This window comes from Hoyosella subflava DQS3-9A1, assembly GCF_000214175.1.
Taxonomy (GTDB): domain Bacteria; phylum Actinomycetota; class Actinomycetes; order Mycobacteriales; family Mycobacteriaceae; genus Hoyosella; species Hoyosella subflava.
This window is the reverse complement of record NC_015564.1, coordinates 2,459,846-2,476,866: the sequence shown is the minus strand read 5'-3', so window position 1 is coordinate 2,476,866 and position 17,021 is coordinate 2,459,846. Positions and strand designations below refer to the sequence as shown.

Genomic DNA, 17,021 nt, shown 5'->3' with positions numbered 1-17,021 from the left:
ATGTCCTTCGACTTCGATCAGATGCTTACCAAGATCAAGGCACGCCAATGGTCACTCGCTGACATCGACTGGGATGCTCCCGGCGTGGAGACCGTAAGTCCCGACCTGCATGCACGGCTCAAACCATTCATGGCTGACCTTGTGTGGATCGAAAATGTTGGCGCACGAGGGTTCGCCGCAATGGCGAAAAAAGCACCAACTGACACTCTGAAAGAGATCTACCGGTACTTCCACGCCGAGGAGCAGCGCCACGCTAACGCCGAGCTCGCACTGATGCGCCGCTGGGGCATGCTGGACGGCGACGAAGTTCCCGAACCCAACATCAATGTCAAGCTGGTCATCGACTGGCTCGACAAGTACTCCGACGGCATGTCCCTCTCGTTCCTCGGCACCGTAATCCCGATGCTAGAAGTCGCGCTCGATGGTGCGCTGGTGAAGTTCATCGTTGACGAGATCAAAGATCCCGTTTGTCAGGACGTATTCCGGAAGATCAATGCTGACGAATCTCGGCATCTCGCTGTGGATTTTGCCGTGATGGACCTTCTCGGACACGCGACAACACGAAAAATGGCCATTGACCTCGTCGGTGGCTGGCTGAAACCGTCGCTCATCGTCGGTGCGCTCAGTTACGTGCCTCTGCTGAACAAAATGCGTGACAACATCGTCGCGATGGGGGTGGACGAAGACCGGCTTTACGCCGCGCTCAAGAGATTCAAGGCGGCCGGGGACCGCAGCGCGTACTCGCGACGGCTACCGATGTATCAGATCATCAAGGTGCATGCGGCGATGGTGATCGACCGTAACCACCCGTACCACCTGTTTGCGGACACGATGGTGAAGCTCACTGCCCGTTATCCGAGGCGACTCCTCCGGCCCCAGCCTGCGTGGTCGAAGGAACTCACGTACGAGGCCGCCGCGTGAGCGCCCCACCGCCACTCGACGTGGCGATAGTAGGCGCTGGTTTTGCCGGACTCGGTGCAGCGATTCGGCTGCGGCATAAAGGTATCCACAACTTCGTGATTCTCGAGCGGGGCACTGCGGTGGGAGGCACGTGGCGCGACAACACGTACCCTGGCGCCGCCTGCGATATCCCGTCACGGCTCTACTCCTACAGCTTCGCGCCAAACCCGGACTGGTCGCACACCTACTCAGGAAGCGAAGAGATCCTCACCTACATCGAACACATGGTGCGTGAGTATGACCTGGAACCTTCAATCCGATTCCGCCACAACGTCACTTCGCTCGACTTCGATGAGACAGCCGGCCTGTGGACCGTCGCTGTAGAAGGCCAGCCAGCCCTGCACGCCCGCGCCGTAGTGGTTGCTTCGGGTCCGTTGTCCAACTGCAGCTTCCCCAACATTCCCGGCATTGAAACCTATGAAGGCCACAAGGTTCATAGTGCGCGCTGGGATCATGGCTACGATTTCGCAGACAAGAAAGTTGCTGTCGTCGGCACCGGGGCCAGCGCCGTTCAGATCGTTCCTGAACTGGTGAAAAACGCGGAATCGGTGAAGGTTTTCCAGCGAACGCCTGGCTGGGTTCTCCCACGTGTGAACCGCCGGACCAGCGGTGCAACGAAGGCGCTGTACCGCCAGCTGCCCGCCGTACAGTCAGCCGCACGGCAAGCCTGGTTCTGGGGGCACGAGACCGTTGCGCTTGGTGTTGTCTGGAAGACGCCACTTACCCGCGCGGTTGAGCTTGTCGGTCAGGCACAGTTGCGAGCACAGGTGAAAGATCCCTGGCTCAGACGTCAATTGACGCCGGATTTTCGCGCGGGATGCAAGCGGCTGCTGATGACCAGCGACTACTATCCAGCGTTGCAGCGCACCAACTGCAAGCTGGTGACCTGGCCTATCGTGCGGATCTCACCGAAGGGAATTCGCACAGCAGAAGGCATCGAGCACCAATTCGACTGCATCGTTTTCGCGACCGGATTCGATGTGTCGAAAACGGGGACACCCATTCCCATCAGAGGCCGCGGCGGGAAAGTGCTTGCCGACGAGTGGAGCCGCGGCGCGTATGCCCACAAGAGCGTCGCTGTGTCTGGATATCCCAACCTGTTCTTCACATTCGGCCCCAATTCGGGGCCAGGCCACAACTCAGCGCTGGTCTACATGGAGGCACAGATCGACTACATCACCGAAGCGGTCAGAATCATCGTGGAGCGTGATCTCACGATGCTCGATGTTCGCAGAGATCGGCAAGACACATACAACGCCCGGCTGCAGCGGCGCCTCCGCCGAACCACATGGAATTCTGGCTGCTCCAGTTGGTATCTCACGGAAGACAAATTCAACGCCACTATGTTCCCGGGATTCGCCACTGAGTTCGCCCACCAGCTCCGCGCCGTAGATATGGCTGACTTCGACGCAGTTGCTCAGCCACGCCTGGTAGAAAGAAGGTAAATCACCACTTTCATGCGACCGTGCGCGGGAGGACCAGCTTCGGATGGCGGAGTACAGGATCGATGACCTTGCACAGGCCGCCAACACCACCACCCGCAATATTCGTGCCTATCGGGAACGCGGCCTGTTGCACGAACCGCAGCGTCGTGGCCGCACAAACTTCTACGATGAGTCACACCTGGAGCGGCTGAAGCTCATTGACACGCTGCTCCAGCGAGGTTTCACCAGCGCGCACATAGTGGACTTCATCGCGGGGTGGGAGAGCGGCAAGAGTCTCGCTGAGATCCTCGGGCTGCCCAGCGCCACCACCGCGACGTGGTCCCGCGATCAGACACTCGAGGTGCCTCTGCACGGAATCGAAGCATTCCTCGGAGCGCGCGATCGAGAACTCTTAGACAAACTCATCGAGATGGGCATGGTCTCGATCAACAACGACAATGCCGTGTTCGCCGAAACACAACTGGTCGAAGCGTTCCTCGAACTGCGCGACTTCGGGTTTGAACTGCGCCCGCTGATCGACGTCATGGGTGCCGTGACCGAGCACGTCGACCAGATCGCCCAGATCATGATCAGGGCGGGACTGGATCTGATCGAAAATCAGCAGCGCAGAACTGACACACCAGAACGCACAGAGGATGTGGGCCGCACGATCGACGCCATCACGCGGCTTGAGAATGTGGCGGTGCAGTCGGTTCACATCCTGCTGGCTCGAGCCGTCGATCACAACCTCAAGCAGGGATTGGACCAGTACTTCGACGGTGCTGCTTCGTCGAACTCTCGCCCTCCCGCCCAGCCCCCGCCCTAGACTTGGGCGCACCGGCACCCCGGGACGTGCACTAATCGAATCGAGGAGCGCGATGGCTTTCGGCGAGAGCGTAGCTGGGCAGATGCTCAGTACCGTGCGGGCTCTGACGCAGGGGGCTACCGGAACGTTTACCCGGCCTCTCTCGGGGCTGATGCCGCGGTTCCGGCCAGGGGACTTAGAGGCACGCGATCCGGATTCGATCCGCGAACTTCTCCCCGGACTGTGGTTGCTGATGAGCCTGTGGTTCCGTCCCGACGTGCGGGGTTTACACCATCTACCGGGGAAGGGCCCAGCGCTGATCGTCGGCAACCATACCGGCGGTCTGCAGTCACCCGAAGTGTTCATCTCCCAGCTCGCTATTTCGTCGTACCTCGGTACGCAACGGCCGTTCTATCAACTCGCCCACAGATTGGTGCTGAACTCACCGTTCGCGTGGATTCTTCGCCGGTTCGGCACAGTTGAGGCGGATCCCGCCAATGCTGACCTGGCCCTCTCCGAAGGAGCTGTGCTGCAAGTCTTCCCGGGCGGTGACTACGAGGTGTTCAGACCGAGCTGGGAATCAGCGAAAGTGGACTTCGGCGGCCGGAAAGGCTTCCTGCGTCTCGCGTACAAACACAACGTTCCTATTGTTCCGCAGGTGACGATTGGTGGCCAAGAGACCGCGCTGTTTCTTTCCCGGGGGGAGTGGCTCGCTCGATTGCTGCGCGTTGACCGGATCTTCCGGCTCAAAACCATCCCCATCATGGTGTCGGTTCCCTACGGGCTCACGCCGCCTTTCGCGCCATTTGTGCCACTGCCGTCAAAAATCGTCATCCAGTATCTGGAACCTATTGATCTTCGCGCCGAGTATGGCGAGGCCCCAGACTGGGACGAGGTCTATGAAGATGTTCTGGCGCGCATGCAGGACGTGCTGACCGCCCTGCAGATCGAGCGGAAGTTACCGGTGATCGGATGAAGTTCGAACAAAGAATCGAAGTCGATGCGCCACCCGAAGCGGTGTGGGAAGCCTGCGCGGACCCTGCGCAGCTCGCAGGCTTCGTCGGCTCCGCCATGACCGTGACGCCCGCAGAAGAAGGACAGAAGCCAGCACTTGATGGGCGTTACCGGATTCATCTGAAGCTGGGCGCCGCACTGGTAGGCGGCGACATCATTATCGTCGACTTCACGCCCGCCCGCGAATTCGCCTGGAACGCGTTCACCGGCGTCGATCATCGCCTGCGCCTGCGATTCCGGCCTCTCAGCAATGGCCGCACAGCGCTGACACTGCGTTTCTCCTATGATGCCCCCGGTGTGCTGGGGACTGTCGCGGATCTCGCTGCATACCCCAAGGTGCACTCGATGTTCACCAATGCGCTCGAGGCTGCGAAGCTCGAGGTCGAACATAGGACGGCGCCACAACCAGCGCCACCCTCGCTGCCCCGCCGCGCCATTCGGGAACTTACCTATGCCGGTGTGCTGGCGCGCAGGGGGATTGTGCGGCCGATGAGACCAGATACGCTATTCCGGCTCGCGTGGGCAGCGCGGACGTGGGGGCTGAGCCTAGGGACAGCGGTCGCGGCGGGGGCGATCCGCAGCGGCGGCGCGCCACTAATTGTCGACGAATTCGGCACCCAAACCTACGCTGAGGTGGACGAGCGCAGCAACGCAATCGCGAGCGGTCTTGCGCTGCACGGTGTCACTGAGAGCGACACGGTCGGCGTGCTTGCGCGCAATCACCGAGGTTTCCTTGAGGCCGCGACGGCCGTGGCCAAGGTCGGCGCTGATGTTCTGCTGCTGAACACTGAGTTTTCGGGGCCCCAATTGCGGGAGGTGACAACGCGGGAGGCCGTGTCCGCGGTTATCTACGACACGGAATTCCACGCGCTGATGGGGGATAGTCCCATGCATATGCTGCGGGTCTTCAGCGACGCGGATCCTGATGGTGATGCGCCCAGCCTGGCATCGTTCGCCGTCGAATACCATGGCCGTCGTCCGCCGGTCCCCAATCGGTCGGGGAAGCTCACCATCCTGACTTCCGGGACAACCGGGACTCCGAAAGGCGCCACCCGTGGTGCCGTCGCAGCTGGCGGCACTCTCACCCTGGAGGCGCCGGCGGCGCTTCTCGGCCGTATCCCGCTTCGCGCGGGGATGCGAATCGGTCTGGCTGCGCCGGCCTTCCACGCGTGGGGTCTCGCGAACCTGGTGATGGCGCTGGGGCTGGGCGCATCGGTGGTGATGCTGCGCAGGTTCAGTGCCGAGGAGTGGCTCGCGGAGATCGACCGCTCGAAATGTGAAGCGTTCATAGCGATCCCGGTGATGCTGCAGCGCATCCTCGATCTTCCGAAGGACGTTCGCGACAAATATGACACGTCGTCCCTCGAAGTGGTGGCGGTCTCGGGCTCCGCGCTGGCGGGTGACCTCGCTACTCGGTGGATGGATTCCTTCGGCGACAACCTGTACAACCTTTACGGCTCTACCGAGGTTGCCAACGCCACGATCGCCACCCCGCAGGATCTGCGCACGGCGCCGGGCACCGCTGGACGACCGACCCGCGGCACGACTGTGCGGCTCTTCGACCAGTCCGGCAAGGAAGTGCGGCAAGGCGAGACCGGTCGCATCTACGTCGGCAACGCACACCTTTTCGAGGGCTACACGGGTGGCGGTGACAAGGAACGTATCGGTGGCCTCATGGCGACAGGTGATCTCGGACGATTCGACGAGGCGGGCCGTCTGTTCGTAGTAGGCCGTGACGACGAAATGATCGTTTCCGGCGGCGAGAACGTGTATCCGCGAGAAGTCGAAGACGTTATCGCCCGTCACGCGTCCGTCGCCGAAGCCGCGTGTGTTGGTGTCGACGACGACAAATTCGGTCAGCGCTTGCGTGCGTTCGTCGTCCTGCGGGATGGCGAAACACTCTCTGCCGACGAAGTGAAAGATTTGGTGCGCGCACAACTTGCGCGCTACAAGGTGCCGCGCGACATCGAGTTTCTCGACGCTCTACCGCGCAACGCTGCCGGGAAGATCGTCAAGCGCCAACTCCTCGATACCTGAGCCTGGCAGCGTCGGTACCCTCGCCTAGCCACTCGTCCGCGCGGCGAGCGTCCGCTCGACATATTCCGCGAACTTCGTGAGCGCGTAGTTGACCGCGATGAATATAGCGGCGACCACCACATACACCTGAATTGGATTTGCGAGATTCTCGATGACCAGGCGGCTCATCTTCAGCAATTCGATGTAACCACCAAGCACAGCGATCAGCGAGGTGTCTTTCAGAACGACGACGAGCTGGCTGATCAGTGCCGGCAGCATCACACGGAAAGCCTGAGGCAGCAGGATCATCCGAAGACTCTGCCACCGCGTCAAGCCAAGCGCGAGTGCGGCTTCGTTCTGGCCCTTGGGCAGCGACACGACACCGCTTCGCACGATCTCCGCGATGATGACCGAGTTGTAGGCGGTGAGGCCGATAACCAGCACCCACAAGAGGTCTCCGCCTGGCAGTACGGAGAGGTCGAAACGCAGCACGTTGTCACCCGGGAGCGGTACCCCGACCCGGAATTCGTCCGCCAATCGCGAAACCAGATAGATAGCGAGAATGACCGGCAATCCGCGGAACAACTCGATAAACGCAACAATCGGTGTCCGCGTGATCCGGCCCGCGGATATGCGTGCCACACCGATCGCTACACCGATGATCAGGGAGAGCGCGATCGCGAGTACCGCGGCAATCAGCGTTCGCAAAAAGCCATCACCGAGCCGTGCCCACACGTGAGCGAAGTACTCGTTTGTGGGGTCGATCAACGGTCCCCACTTCGCATACGAAAACTGTCCTGACCGCACCAGCTGGAGGATCGCGACACCTATGACTGCGAGCACCGCGACGGCAGCGATGACACTGAACATCAAAGTGCGCCGGCGCGCGCGGGGCCCGGGTGCGTCGAACAGCACGGTGGCGCCGTGTTCGGGAGGCTTCAGGGTCGTGAGGGCTTTCATCGCGCGATCGCCACCTTCCGCTCAATTACCTGCAGAGCCAGTCCGGAAGGAATGGTGATGCAGAGGTATCCGACTGCGACACCGATGAAAACGGGCAACGGTGCGTAGCCTTGTGCGCTCGACAGGTCCATCCCGGTGCTCCAGAGGTCGCCACCGACACCGAATGCGCCGAGCACCGCGGAATTCTTGAACATCGCGATGATGACGCTGCCCAGTGGTGGCACCACTGTCCGCATCGCCTGAGGCAAGACCACGAGCGTCAACGACTGGCCGAATCCGAGGCCGATGGAGCGCGCAGCTTCAGCTTGACCGGCGGACACTGAATTGATGCCCGAGCGCACGGCCTCACAGACGAATGCTGAGGTGTAGATGATCAGCGCCGCCAGACCGAACGCATAGTAGGAGGTGTTGATGCCCAGTTCTGGGAGCCCGAACGCGAAAAAGAACAGCACCAGCGTCAATGGGGTGTTTCGGACCACCGTCACGTAGGCCGAACCGACCCACTTGAGGATGGGAATTGGTGATACCCGGAACGTCGCGATGATCACGCCCAGGATAAGTGACCCGATGAGGCCCCAGAGGCAGATCATCACCGATGTCAGGAACCCAGATAAGTACAGGTCGAAATTGTCGATTACCACGCCCATCGAATTGTCCCTCCGATAGCTGGGCCCGAATGGTTGCGCAGAGCGGTCAGGTACATGGATCGAACTCCGGGAGTTCCGGCGTCTGTGCACCTTCTACGGAGCCCGCCGTGTCGAGCCACGCCTCTGTGTAGGCACCCGAGTCGTAAGCGAGCTGGACCTGTTCGTTGATGAACTCGCAGAACGCAACATCGCCTTTAGTGATGCCAATGCCGTAGGGCTCTTCTGTGAACTGCTCACCCGCCATCTTGAACTCACCGTCGGATTTCGCGACGAAGCCCAGAAGGATGACGTTGTCTGTGGTCACCGAGTCAACCTGCCCGGTGCGAAGCGCGTCTGCACATTTTGAGTAGACGTCGAAAAGCACCAGTTGGCTCACGTTGGCGAGGTACGGCTGAATCTCCTGGCTGGGCGTTGACCCAGTGACCGAACACACCGTTGCATCAGGGTGTTCGGTGAATGATTCTGGACCGGTGATTCGCTCGTCGTCAGCGTTTACCATCAACTGCTGACCGGCGATGTAGTAGGGGCCCGCGAAACTGATCCGTTCACGGCGGCGATCGTTGATCGTGTAGGTGGACACCACCATATCCACATTGTCGTATTCGAGGATTTCTTCCCGCCGCTGCGAGGGCGCTTCGTAGTAGTCGATATCGCTCGGTTCGAATCCGAGCCCGGCGGCGACGAATTGTGCGATTTCGACGTCGAAACCGGTAAATCCGCCCTCTAGCCGCATAAGCCCAAAACCGGGCTGGTCGAATTTGATGCCGACGCGAAACCTCCCGTCTTCGACGATTCGCGCCATTGTGGTTCCTTCATCAAACACGGGATTGTCGACAACCTCGACACGGGATTCGACGTTCGCGCCCCCAATGCTGCCGCAGGCGCTGAGCGTCATCATCAGCGCTGCGCCGACAACGGCTGACCGGCTGCCAATTATTCGGCGATGCATAGAATTGCCCCAACTTCCCTTTGATAGCCGATGAGCGGCTAATGGGCGAGGATCTTAGACAGGAAGTCCTGCGCGCGGCTGCTCTGCGGATTCGTGAAGAATTCTTCCGGGGTGTTCTGTTCAACGATCTCACCGTCAGCCATGAAGACCACGCGGTCTGCTGCGCGCCGGGCGAACCCCATCTCGTGAGTGACGACGACCATCGTCATGCCTGACTTCGCCAGCGAGGTCATCACGTCCAGTACTTCGTTGATCATCTCGGGGTCAAGTGCCGAGGTTGGCTCGTCGAAGAGCATGACCTTGGGGTCCATGGCGAGCGACCGAGCGATTGCGACCCGCTGCTGTTGCCCGCCGGACATCTGTGCGGGCATCTTCTTTTCCTGCACTTCCACACCGACACGTGTGAGAAGTTCACGCGCACGCTCGACAGCTTTCGCTTTTGGCACTTTCCGGACTTTGATCGGGCCCAGTGTCACGTTGTCGAGCACCGTCATGTGGGAGAACAGATTGAAGGACTGGAAAACCATGCCCACGTCCGAGCGCAACCGGGCTAGATCCTTTCCCTCTTCGGGAAGCTCTTTTCCGTCAATCGAAATCGTGCCAGATCCGATAGTTTCGAGCCGGTTGATCGCACGGCACAGGGTGGATTTGCCCGAACCTGACGGTCCGATTACCACCACCACTTCACCGCGGTGAATTGTCAGGTTGATATCGCGTAGTACGTGAAGGTCGCCGAAGTGTTTATTGACATCCTTCAGGACCACGAGTGGTTCGCCGACGTCGGTCATGAGATGACTCTAGGCAGTTGTTTCCCTGGGAGCGCGGCGAATCGGGAAATCACCGGTTCGACATCGCCGCGTCATATCGCGTCCGGGCCTGCGCCTCAGTACTGTGATGTCCCATGGCGAAGGATTTCAGTTTCTCGGTCACGATCGATCATCCAGTAGCGGAGGTGCATCGTGCCTTCATCACTCCGGAGCTGTGGCAGCGCCGGGTCGAGGGGGCGGAGAACGTCACGATGACGATAGAAAGCCCAGGGCCGGGAACAATCGAAGTCACTGTCACTCAGAACATTCCTAGCGAGTCGCTCCCGGCGATCGTGCGGAAGGCGCTGCGCGGCGACCTCAACATTGTTCGCACCGACAACTGGGGTCCTCTCGAGGGGGATCAGGCGGGTGCGAAGTTCACTGCGCATTCCACGGGGCTGACCTCCAGCACCGAAGGCACGCTGGTGCTCCGGGCGGACGGTGCGCGAGCCACTCTGGATGTCGAGGGGCGCACCGAAGTGAAGGCACGCTTCATCGGGGGAGCGATCGAACCGATGATTGTGCAGATGGTGACCAAGCTGGTGAAGTCGGAATGCGACGACACTGCCACCTGGATCTCGGAGCGCGCCGAGCAAGCGTGACTACTACTCACAGAGTGTGATCGTCGGGGTCCACGATCTGATCCGTTATCCATCCGATGTAGCGGTCGGCTGATGCGCGGATGACTTCCCGCGCGCCCGACATGATGCACGCGTCTCCGAAAGCACTGTAGAGCCGGTCGAACTCGAGATGTCCGGCGGTGTCGGCGATCTGCTCAACCAGACGGGGCGGCAGGGGAATGAGGTTGGGGAAGCTCCTCATGAATGAGACGCTCGCTCTGTCGGCGCCCACCATGATCGTGTCGCCTGACAAGACCGCTCCGCGACCTTCCGCGGCGCGCTCAATCAGCAGGAGTGAACTGCCAGGAAAGTGCCCGCCGCATTGAACGAGTTCAACACCTGGCAGCACACGCTGTCTCGCTGACCAGTATTTGATGACGGGATCGGGGCGTGTGACCCATCGCCGGTCACTGGCGTTGAACCATATAGGGACGTGGCCTAGCTGGTGGCTGAGTGCCACACTCGCTCCGACGAGGTGCGGGTGGCTCGACGCGATCGCGGAGATCCCGCCATGCTGGAGGAGCCAGTCGACTAGAACGGGGCCAGCGAAACCGGGTGGCTCCCACAGCACGTTCCCGCTCTCGGTTTCCACGACGAAGGTGCGCTGACCGACCCCCACTGTTGGCGTGAAGGTGAGTTCGGAAAGTCCGTCCTCCACCACACGGGAGGTCAACTGTCTCCGGGTGTGGGCGTCATCGTCGAGCCGCACCCACTGTTGACCGCCTGATGGGACGTATTGGCGGTCATCGGTGCAGATGATGCATAACTCGGGTGGAGTGCCCGCGGGCAGGTACTCGTTCGCGCAGGTGACGCAGACCCAGCTCATCTCGTCGCTGACCATATGTCTTCTCTAGCACGCGGTTGGTCTCCATGATGGGCTGACTTGGTGGATCTTTCTGAGGAGCGCGGGCGGATTCGGCATGCCAGGATGGCGGTGTGGATATTCGTGGTCGTGTGCTCGCACTTTCGAGGTTCCCGGTGAAGTCGACGGCTGGGGAGTCATTGCAGTGTGCGACCGTGACGGGGCAGGGGATTGATCACGATCGAAGGTGGGCGGTGTTCACGGCCGAAGGGCGGATCGCCAGCGGCAAAACTACGAAGCGGTTCCGTCGGGTTGACGGCTTGTTGTATTGGCGGTCGACGGTCGATGGTGATTCCGTTCACCTTCATGCGCCTGATGGAAATGTGCTGTCTGTCAATGATTCTGCGGCATCGAAGGCACTGTCGGACGCGTTCGGCGAGCCGTTGGTGCTGAAAGAGGCGACCGATGAGCCGCACCACGACGATTGTCCAGTTCACCTGGTGACCACATCGTCGATTGAGAGTGTCCAGCGGAGTCTTGGGCAGCGGATCGATGCTGCCCGTCTGCGTGCGAACATCCTGATTGAAACGGTTGACGCAGGTTTTCCCGAGGATCAGTGGGACGGCGTCTCGCTCGCGATCGGGCCGACAGTTGTTCTCCGCGTTGACGGCGGCATGCCGCGGTGCCGAATGGTGGATGAGCCGCAAGTCGGCGTGACCGCTGAACCGCGGATGTTGAGGGCGATCGGTATGACGCGCGGGGCCGAGCTCGGAGCTCGAGCGACGGTCGTCCAGTCAGGGAGGATCACAGTCGGGGACGCCGTGTGTGTGCTGGGGTGACACCCAATTGGGGGCGCCGGTGTCGTTACTGCGCGTCGTGCAGAACGAGACCTAGGGTGTGCGGTGCCCTGAACGGACGCGGCTGACACCGTGGCGCACAGCGCACCGCGACCAGCCGCGTTTTGTCCTCATTGGCCGGTCGCGGGTGGTGAAGATGAGTGCGTGACCTTGTTGCAGCACAGTAACTGTGCCTTGTGATTGTGCTCGGGCGCGCTGTTCCACGAGCATGAACTCGCCACCGGTGTGGTCGACTCCCGGACGGTCTAGCCCGATGACGACCTGTAGCGGGAAGACTAGGTCACCGTAGAGGTCGCGGTGCAGCGCGTTCCAGTCACCTGCGGTGTAGCGCAGCAGTAGTGGGGTCGGTTTGTACTGTCCTGCCGCATGACATTCACTGAGCCAGTCGGCGAAGTCATCCGGCCATTGGGTCTGATCTCGTAAACGGTTAGCCCAGCTTCGTGCGACAGGCAGCAGGCGATGATAAAACTCGGCACGCATCGTCATGATCGGCTCAGGGACGGGTTCCGCGAAGTAGCGGTATGTGCCCTGTCCGTACCGGTGCTGGGCCATATCAACTGTGGTGCGGAACCTGTCGGCTTCATCCCACATCGCGACGAATTCAGCGCATTCCCCGTCAGTGAGGAGCGGGCCGCTTTGCGCGCATCCAAACGCATCGATTTCGTCGGTCAGGCGTGGCCAGTCCTGCGATCCAATCCGGTCGGCCAGACTTGCTGTTGTCGCTGTCATGCCGCCTCCAGAGTCAGCAGGGTGTTCTTCGCCTCTGTGCCGCCGATGTACTGGCCGATCGTGCCGTCGGTCCGCACAACTCGGTGACAGGGAATGACGAGTGGCAGAGGGTTGCGGGCGCAGGCGCTGCCCACAGCTCGTACAGCTTTCGGATTGCCGATGGCAGACGCGACAGCTGCGTAGCTCTCCCGCTGCCCGTAGGCGATCTCGCGCAGGTGATCGAGTACCTGCAGCCGGAACCCACCGAGGAATCGGAGGTCAAGCGGCAGGTCGAACTGGGTGCGCGTCCCGGCGAAGTACTCGTCGATCTCGCGGGCGGCGGTGCTGAGACGACCGGGCGCACGCAGGACCCGGGGACTGATTTTGTGTGCGAGGGATGAGAGCACGGTGTCGTGACCTTCGCTGGCGTAAGCGATCCGTACCAGTCCGATGGGGGTCGTTGCGAGGAGCAATGGTCCCAGTGGGGTGTCGAGAGTGTGGTACGCAACGTCAAGAAGAAGTGCTTCCTCAGCGGCGCGTTCCAATCGGCTATGCAACCGGGCCAGCACCTCGGCGTCGTCACCACCACCACCAAGTTCGCTTATGAGGCGCCCGTGATCACTTGTTTTCATGATGGATCGTCCTTCGGATAAATCGCTCTTAATGTTCTGATGCCATCGGCGGCCGCACGGCGGGCAGCTGCGGGAGAGTTGTCGAGTAACTCCGCGATCTCTGCGTGCGGCAACCCGGCGAGATAGTGGTAGGCCACGGCTTTGCGCTGTTTATCGGGCAACGACCTGAGCGCCGCCCACAAATCGGGGTCATAAGTCCCAGGAATACCGGTTCTGGCGTGTTGCTCTGGCAGTCTTTCGGCGGGGACCGGTGAACGCGAATTCGTTCGTGCGACATCGATCGCGCGTCGATGGGCTATGGTCACGAGCCAGGCTTCTATGTTTGCCGACGGGCTGAGGTCCGGGTAGGCGCGCATGGCAGACAGAAATGTCTCGGACCAGGCATCTTCAGCATCGGCTGGGCCGAGTACCGCGCGGCACACGCGCAGTACCATCGGGCCGTATTCGGCCACCACGTCCTCGAACGGTCGCACTGTCACACCCTGTAGACGTTTCGGACCGGCAAAATGTGAGATCGGCTCAAGCCAGGCCGTGTTCAGCTAGCCATGCGCTGGAACGTCGGCGCGATGCCCGGCACAGCCACGCGTCCTGAATCAGCTCAACAAGCTCACCGTACGGAATTTCGTGCAGTCTCGAGGCTCTCACGAGCACGGAGAGGTGCCCATCGAAATGCGCTGTGGTGAAGTAGGGACGCTGACGATCCTGGATGAGCGACTTCTTCTCACTCTCGCTCGCTACCCAGACGACGATCACGTCGTCATACCTTTCCCCAGTGTCGGGATCGAATGCATCTGGGCGCGGGTTGCGGAAGAAAACGAACGATTTCCCACCGACCTGATAGACCGGGTTAGTGCCCGCCTTCTCCACCTTGACGTACGGCATCCCACCTGCGATGTCGTGAACATCTGACACCGTTGCAGGCCTGTCGTCCTCGGTCATCAGCACAGCTTACGAGGATCTGCCTCTCGCGGCCGTTGAACCAATACCAAGCGCAACAGAATCTGAGTTCATGCACCATTGACAGTGGCCCATAAGGAAAGCACGCGGCTCGAGAGTTTGACTTAGGAGGGCGGGAACAATGCGCTGGACGCGACCGATGATCACTGGGACGCTTCTTGTCCTTGCGGGCGCAGTTGGTCTTGCACAAGGGGACGGGCTTGTCTCGGGGATCGGAATCGCAGGTGCCATCGCGATGGTGTGCGGGCTCCTGCTAATCGGGGCGGGGCTCGTCCAATCGCGAGGCAAAAACCCCGACTCCTCTCACGGAGGCAGATAGGGAGAAGTATCGGCGCATCGCAGAGGAGGAAGGCGCAGTCCGAGCCGTCAAACCAGCGGACAGATCATCCTGGCATCGGATTGGTCGAAGCATAACGGATTGTCGGCGGCGCGGAGGACACGTGAGATGGCGGACGCGGCTGCACTAGTGTGCAGCCGCGGTAGGAGCAACTAACGCCGTTGCACATTTCCAGTGCGCGGGTGTCGCCCGCCTTGCGGAGTCGCCATGATGAGAACTCCCCGCCCGCCGAGAGCGCGTAGCCTCAGGCCGCTGCCTGAACCTCGCTCGTCGCCCTCCACGACGGCAACTTTCCTCGCAGGAGCCGTTTGGGGGCTGACTTCGCGTTGCTCAGGAAGCCGTTGGGCAGTGAAAGCCGGAATACTTTCTTCCAGGCTGACCCAACCTGCTTCGGGAGTGGGCCACTGATGTATTTGAGTTCGTAGCGCTCGAATATGTCGCGGATTTTCGGGGCGATCTCCTGATAGCGGTTGCTTGGGAGGTCCGGGTAGAGGTGGTGTTCGATCTGATAGGACAGGTTCCCGGTCATGAAGTGCAGCAGCGGTCCGCCGGAGATATTGGCGGAGCCGAGCATTTGCCGCAGGTACCACTCGCCACGGGTCTCGCCGTCGATCGAGGTTTTCTCGTAGGTCTGCACGCCTTCAGGGAAGTGGCCGCACATGATCACGGAATGAGTCCATAGGTTGCGGATCAGGTTCGCGGTGACGTTCGCGAGGAAGGTGGTGGGGGCGGAAGGGCCCGACAACAGCGGGTGGACCACGTAGTCCTTCGCGGCCTGCTTGCGGATCTTGGCGAGAACCGCCTTGCGCTTGCTTTGGAACTCTTCCTTGTCCAAGCGGCCTTTGAGGTATTTGCCGATCTCGAGATCGTATGCGGCGATGCCGTATTCGAAAAAGCACGCGTTGACGAAGTTCGCCAGTGGCTGGATCAGGTGATACCGGGTCCACCTCTGGTCCTCGTCGACACGCATGATGCCATAGCCGAGGTCGTTGTCCTTGCCGAGGACGTTCGTGTAGGTGTGGTGGAGTTCGTTATGGGAGTGCTTCCACATCTTCGCCGGTGAGGCGTTGTCCCATTCCCAGGTCGTCGAATGAATCTTCGAGTCACGCATCCAGTCCCACTGGCCGTGCATCACATTGTGGCCGATTTCCATGTTCTCGACGATCTTCGCAAACGCGAGACCCGCGGTCCCGATAAGCCACGCTGGAGGGAGGAGCGAGAACAGGAGCACACCGCGGCTGCCGAGTTCGACCGTCCGCTGCATTTTGATGACCGAACGAATGTAGTTGGCGTCGCGCTCACCGCGGCTCGCGATCACCTGGCTGCGAATAGCGTCGAGCTCCTGGCCTAGGTTTTCGATGTCCTGAGCGGTGAGATGGGCGATGGGGTTGTCTTCTATGCGCTGCAAGGGAGTCATATCAATTCCTTATACGTCGATATTGCACGAGCCTGCCGCAGCAGACACACACGTTTGGATGAGGACGCCTTCAGATGCTTCAGTGATGTCGCCGGAGCGGAGATCTCGCACCGCACCCTCTTTGAGTGGCACGACGCATCCGAAACAGACACCCATCCGGCAGCCCGAGGGCATGAGGACCCCGGAGCCTTCACCGGCGTCGAGCAGGGATTCTGATCCGGCAGCCTCCGCGGTTGTCCCGGATCGGGTGAAAGTCACTGTGCCGCCGTCTCCGGCGACGATCGGCTCGATCCGGAAGCGCTCGGTGTGCAACTGGTCGGTAAGACCACGTTGGGCCCAGTGTTGTTCGAGCGTGTCGAGCAACCCCGCAGGGCCGCACGCCCATGTTTCGCGATCAGCGAGGTCATGGACAAGCTCTTCGAGTTCTGTGACACCAAGTCGGCCGCTAGTTTCGGTGTGCCGCTCAATGAGACGGATCCGTCCCTGCTGCGCGAGTTTGCGCAGTTCACTGCCGAAAACCATGTCGGCCGCGGTGGGTGCGGAGTGGACAACAACCACATCGTCGAGGTGCTCCGCGTTGTTGCGCAGCATCCCCATGACGGGGGTTATGCCGCTCCCCGCAGTGACAAACAGAACCTTGGCCGGAACGTGGGCACCGAGTGTGAAATCACCCGCGGCACCATCGAGGTGCACGATTGTGCCGACGCGCGCACGCCGGACCAAATGGTTACTGACGGTCCCTCCAGGGATCGCTTTGACCGTGATGGCAATACAGCCGTCCACGCGGTCCGTTTTGGACGTAAGCGAGTAGGTCCGCCATTGGCGCACACCGTCGACGTCGATCCCGAGCCGAGCGTACTGGCCTGGTTCATGTGGCTGCCAGTCCCGCCCGGGCCTGATCACGAGGGTCACTGCGTCACGCGTTTCCGGGTGAATCGCGGTGATCCGGCCGCGTAACGCAGTACCGGATCGCAGGGGCGCGACGAGATCCAGGTAGTCCGACGGGACTAGCGGTGTGGTCGCAATCTGGGCAAGCTTGACCAAACGGTCACGCAGGGTGCCGACAGTGGGTGATTTCGGTGCCCTTGTTGTCATATCTCTACGATCTCC

General features: G+C 60.9%; 18 protein-coding genes and 1 pseudogene. 8 read left to right on the top strand and 11 right to left on the bottom strand.

Annotated features, from left to right (window positions below; translation table 11 throughout):
- The 5 genes from AS9A_RS11635 to AS9A_RS11615 are packed head-to-tail and all read left to right on the top strand — an operon-like array spanning nt 1 to nt 6,240.
- A complete protein-coding gene (locus AS9A_RS11635) occupies nt 1–921 on the top strand; it encodes a hypothetical protein (protein ID WP_013807211.1) in 921 nt (306 codons plus the stop codon).
- Nucleotides 918–2,405 carry a flavin-containing monooxygenase gene (locus AS9A_RS11630; RefSeq protein WP_013807210.1) on the top strand — a complete coding sequence of 496 codons (1,488 nt, stop codon included), beginning with the start codon at nt 918–920 and terminating at the stop codon, nt 2,403–2,405. The genes AS9A_RS11635 and AS9A_RS11630 overlap by 4 nt, the downstream gene beginning before the upstream one ends.
- Before the next feature lie 43 nt (nt 2,406–2,448).
- Nucleotides 2,449–3,210, top strand: coding sequence for a MerR family transcriptional regulator (locus AS9A_RS11625; RefSeq protein WP_013807209.1), 762 nt, complete (start codon nt 2,449–2,451; stop codon nt 3,208–3,210).
- Nucleotides 3,211–3,262: 52 nt separating this feature from the next.
- Nucleotides 3,263–4,165, top strand: coding sequence for a 1-acyl-sn-glycerol-3-phosphate acyltransferase (locus tag AS9A_RS11620; RefSeq protein ID WP_013807208.1), 903 nt, complete (start codon nt 3,263–3,265; stop codon nt 4,163–4,165).
- Complete coding sequence (locus AS9A_RS11615) at nt 4,162–6,240, top strand: AMP-binding protein (RefSeq protein WP_013807207.1); 2,079 nt, start codon at nt 4,162–4,164, stop codon at nt 6,238–6,240. Before AS9A_RS11620 ends, AS9A_RS11615 begins: the two co-directional genes overlap by 4 nt.
- 24 nt (nt 6,241–6,264) lie before the next feature.
- Here the strand turns inward: AS9A_RS11615 and AS9A_RS11610 are convergent, their stop codons facing one another.
- From AS9A_RS11610 to AS9A_RS11595, 4 genes are read right to left on the bottom strand one after another with little or no spacing between them, the layout of a single operon-like run.
- On the bottom strand, nt 6,265–7,179 hold the full coding sequence (locus tag AS9A_RS11610; protein ID WP_013807206.1) for an amino acid ABC transporter permease: 915 nt from the start codon (nt 7,177–7,179) through the stop codon (nt 6,265–6,267).
- Entirely contained in the window at nt 7,176–7,826 is a 651-nt protein-coding gene (locus AS9A_RS11605; RefSeq protein ID WP_013807205.1) for an amino acid ABC transporter permease, read from the bottom strand. The genes AS9A_RS11610 and AS9A_RS11605 overlap by 4 nt, the downstream gene beginning before the upstream one ends.
- Nucleotides 7,827–7,872: 46 nt before the next feature.
- Entirely contained in the window at nt 7,873–8,775 is a 903-nt protein-coding gene (locus tag AS9A_RS11600; RefSeq protein ID WP_013807204.1) for a glutamate ABC transporter substrate-binding protein, read from the bottom strand.
- Between the two features lie 38 nt (nt 8,776–8,813).
- On the bottom strand, nt 8,814–9,563 hold the full coding sequence (locus AS9A_RS11595) for an amino acid ABC transporter ATP-binding protein (RefSeq protein ID WP_013807203.1): 750 nt from the start codon (nt 9,561–9,563) through the stop codon (nt 8,814–8,816).
- 113 nt (nt 9,564–9,676) lie between these two features.
- Here AS9A_RS11595 and AS9A_RS11590 point away from each other — a divergent pair, with 113 nt between their 5' ends.
- The gene (locus AS9A_RS11590; RefSeq protein ID WP_013807202.1) at nt 9,677–10,183 is read left to right on the top strand and encodes a DUF2505 domain-containing protein; all 507 of its coding nucleotides are present in this window, start codon (nt 9,677–9,679) and stop codon (nt 10,181–10,183) included.
- A gap of 7 nt (nt 10,184–10,190) precedes the next feature.
- Here AS9A_RS11590 and AS9A_RS11585 read toward each other — a convergent pair whose 3' ends face one another.
- The gene (locus tag AS9A_RS11585; protein ID WP_013807201.1) at nt 10,191–11,042 is read right to left on the bottom strand and encodes an MBL fold metallo-hydrolase; all 852 of its coding nucleotides are present in this window, start codon (nt 11,040–11,042) and stop codon (nt 10,191–10,193) included.
- Nucleotides 11,043–11,137: 95 nt separating this feature from the next.
- On the opposite strand from AS9A_RS11585, the gene AS9A_RS11580 reads away from it, so the two are divergent.
- Nucleotides 11,138–11,842: an MOSC domain-containing protein gene (locus AS9A_RS11580; RefSeq protein WP_013807200.1), complete on the top strand. Its 705-nt coding sequence runs from the start codon at nt 11,138–11,140 to the stop codon at nt 11,840–11,842.
- Between the two features lie 25 nt (nt 11,843–11,867).
- Here the strand turns inward: AS9A_RS11580 and AS9A_RS11575 are convergent.
- From AS9A_RS11575 to AS9A_RS11560, 4 genes and pseudogenes are all read right to left on the bottom strand, one after another.
- Nucleotides 11,868–12,589 (bottom strand): annotated as a pseudogene (locus AS9A_RS11575) (2OG-Fe(II) oxygenase).
- On the bottom strand, nt 12,586–13,200 hold the full coding sequence (locus AS9A_RS11570) for a methylated-DNA--[protein]-cysteine S-methyltransferase (protein WP_083826529.1): 615 nt from the start codon (nt 13,198–13,200) through the stop codon (nt 12,586–12,588). Before AS9A_RS11570 ends, AS9A_RS11575 begins: the two are co-directional and overlap by 4 nt.
- Nucleotides 13,197–13,679, bottom strand: a complete 483-nt coding sequence (locus AS9A_RS11565) for an RNA polymerase sigma factor (RefSeq protein WP_192808152.1) — start codon at nt 13,677–13,679, stop codon at nt 13,197–13,199. The genes AS9A_RS11570 and AS9A_RS11565 overlap by 4 nt, the downstream gene beginning before the upstream one ends.
- Before the next feature lie 40 nt (nt 13,680–13,719).
- Nucleotides 13,720–14,139, bottom strand: a complete 420-nt coding sequence (locus AS9A_RS11560; RefSeq protein ID WP_041451850.1) for an MmcQ/YjbR family DNA-binding protein — start codon at nt 14,137–14,139, stop codon at nt 13,720–13,722.
- A gap of 139 nt (nt 14,140–14,278) precedes the next feature.
- Between AS9A_RS11560 and AS9A_RS11555 the strand changes: the two genes are divergently transcribed.
- Nucleotides 14,279–14,476, top strand: coding sequence for a hypothetical protein (locus AS9A_RS11555; RefSeq protein ID WP_013807194.1), 198 nt, complete (start codon nt 14,279–14,281; stop codon nt 14,474–14,476).
- A 262-nt stretch (nt 14,477–14,738) separates the two neighbouring features.
- Here the strand turns inward: AS9A_RS11555 and AS9A_RS11550 are convergent, their stop codons facing one another.
- Nucleotides 14,739–15,911 (bottom strand): fatty acid desaturase family protein, encoded by a 1,173-nt coding sequence (locus AS9A_RS11550; protein WP_013807192.1) that lies wholly within the window; start codon nt 15,909–15,911, stop codon nt 14,739–14,741.
- Between the two features lie 9 nt (nt 15,912–15,920).
- Nucleotides 15,921–17,006 (bottom strand): ferredoxin reductase, encoded by a 1,086-nt coding sequence (locus AS9A_RS11545; RefSeq protein ID WP_013807191.1) that lies wholly within the window; start codon nt 17,004–17,006, stop codon nt 15,921–15,923.
- Between the last annotated feature and the right edge of the window lie 15 nt (nt 17,007–17,021).

Coding starts and splice junctions, on each gene's coding strand:
- AS9A_RS11600 (WP_013807204.1), bottom strand. CDS start 8,775: ATGCATCGCCGAATAATTGGCAGCCGGTCAGCCGTTGTCGGCGCAGCG.
- AS9A_RS11570 (WP_083826529.1), bottom strand. CDS start 13,200: ATGAAAACAAGTGATCACGGGCGCCTCATAAGCGAACTTGGTGGTGGT.
- AS9A_RS11595 (WP_013807203.1), bottom strand. CDS start 9,563: ATGACCGACGTCGGCGAACCACTCGTGGTCCTGAAGGATGTCAATAAA.
- AS9A_RS11555 (WP_013807194.1), top strand. CDS start 14,279: ATGCGCTGGACGCGACCGATGATCACTGGGACGCTTCTTGTCCTTGCG.
- AS9A_RS11610 (WP_013807206.1), bottom strand. CDS start 7,179: ATGAAAGCCCTCACGACCCTGAAGCCTCCCGAACACGGCGCCACCGTG.
- AS9A_RS11605 (WP_013807205.1), bottom strand. CDS start 7,826: ATGGGCGTGGTAATCGACAATTTCGACCTGTACTTATCTGGGTTCCTG.
- AS9A_RS11585 (WP_013807201.1), bottom strand. CDS start 11,042: ATGGTCAGCGACGAGATGAGCTGGGTCTGCGTCACCTGCGCGAACGAG.
- AS9A_RS11560 (WP_041451850.1), bottom strand. CDS start 14,139: ATGACCGAGGACGACAGGCCTGCAACGGTGTCAGATGTTCACGACATC.
- AS9A_RS11590 (WP_013807202.1), top strand. CDS start 9,677: ATGGCGAAGGATTTCAGTTTCTCGGTCACGATCGATCATCCAGTAGCG.
- AS9A_RS11620 (WP_013807208.1), top strand. CDS start 3,263: ATGGCTTTCGGCGAGAGCGTAGCTGGGCAGATGCTCAGTACCGTGCGG.
- AS9A_RS11615 (WP_013807207.1), top strand. CDS start 4,162: ATGAAGTTCGAACAAAGAATCGAAGTCGATGCGCCACCCGAAGCGGTG.
- AS9A_RS11625 (WP_013807209.1), top strand. CDS start 2,449: ATGGCGGAGTACAGGATCGATGACCTTGCACAGGCCGCCAACACCACC.
- AS9A_RS11545 (WP_013807191.1), bottom strand. CDS start 17,006: ATGACAACAAGGGCACCGAAATCACCCACTGTCGGCACCCTGCGTGAC.
- AS9A_RS11635 (WP_013807211.1), top strand. CDS start 1: ATGTCCTTCGACTTCGATCAGATGCTTACCAAGATCAAGGCACGCCAA.
- AS9A_RS11550 (WP_013807192.1), bottom strand. CDS start 15,911: ATGACTCCCTTGCAGCGCATAGAAGACAACCCCATCGCCCATCTCACC.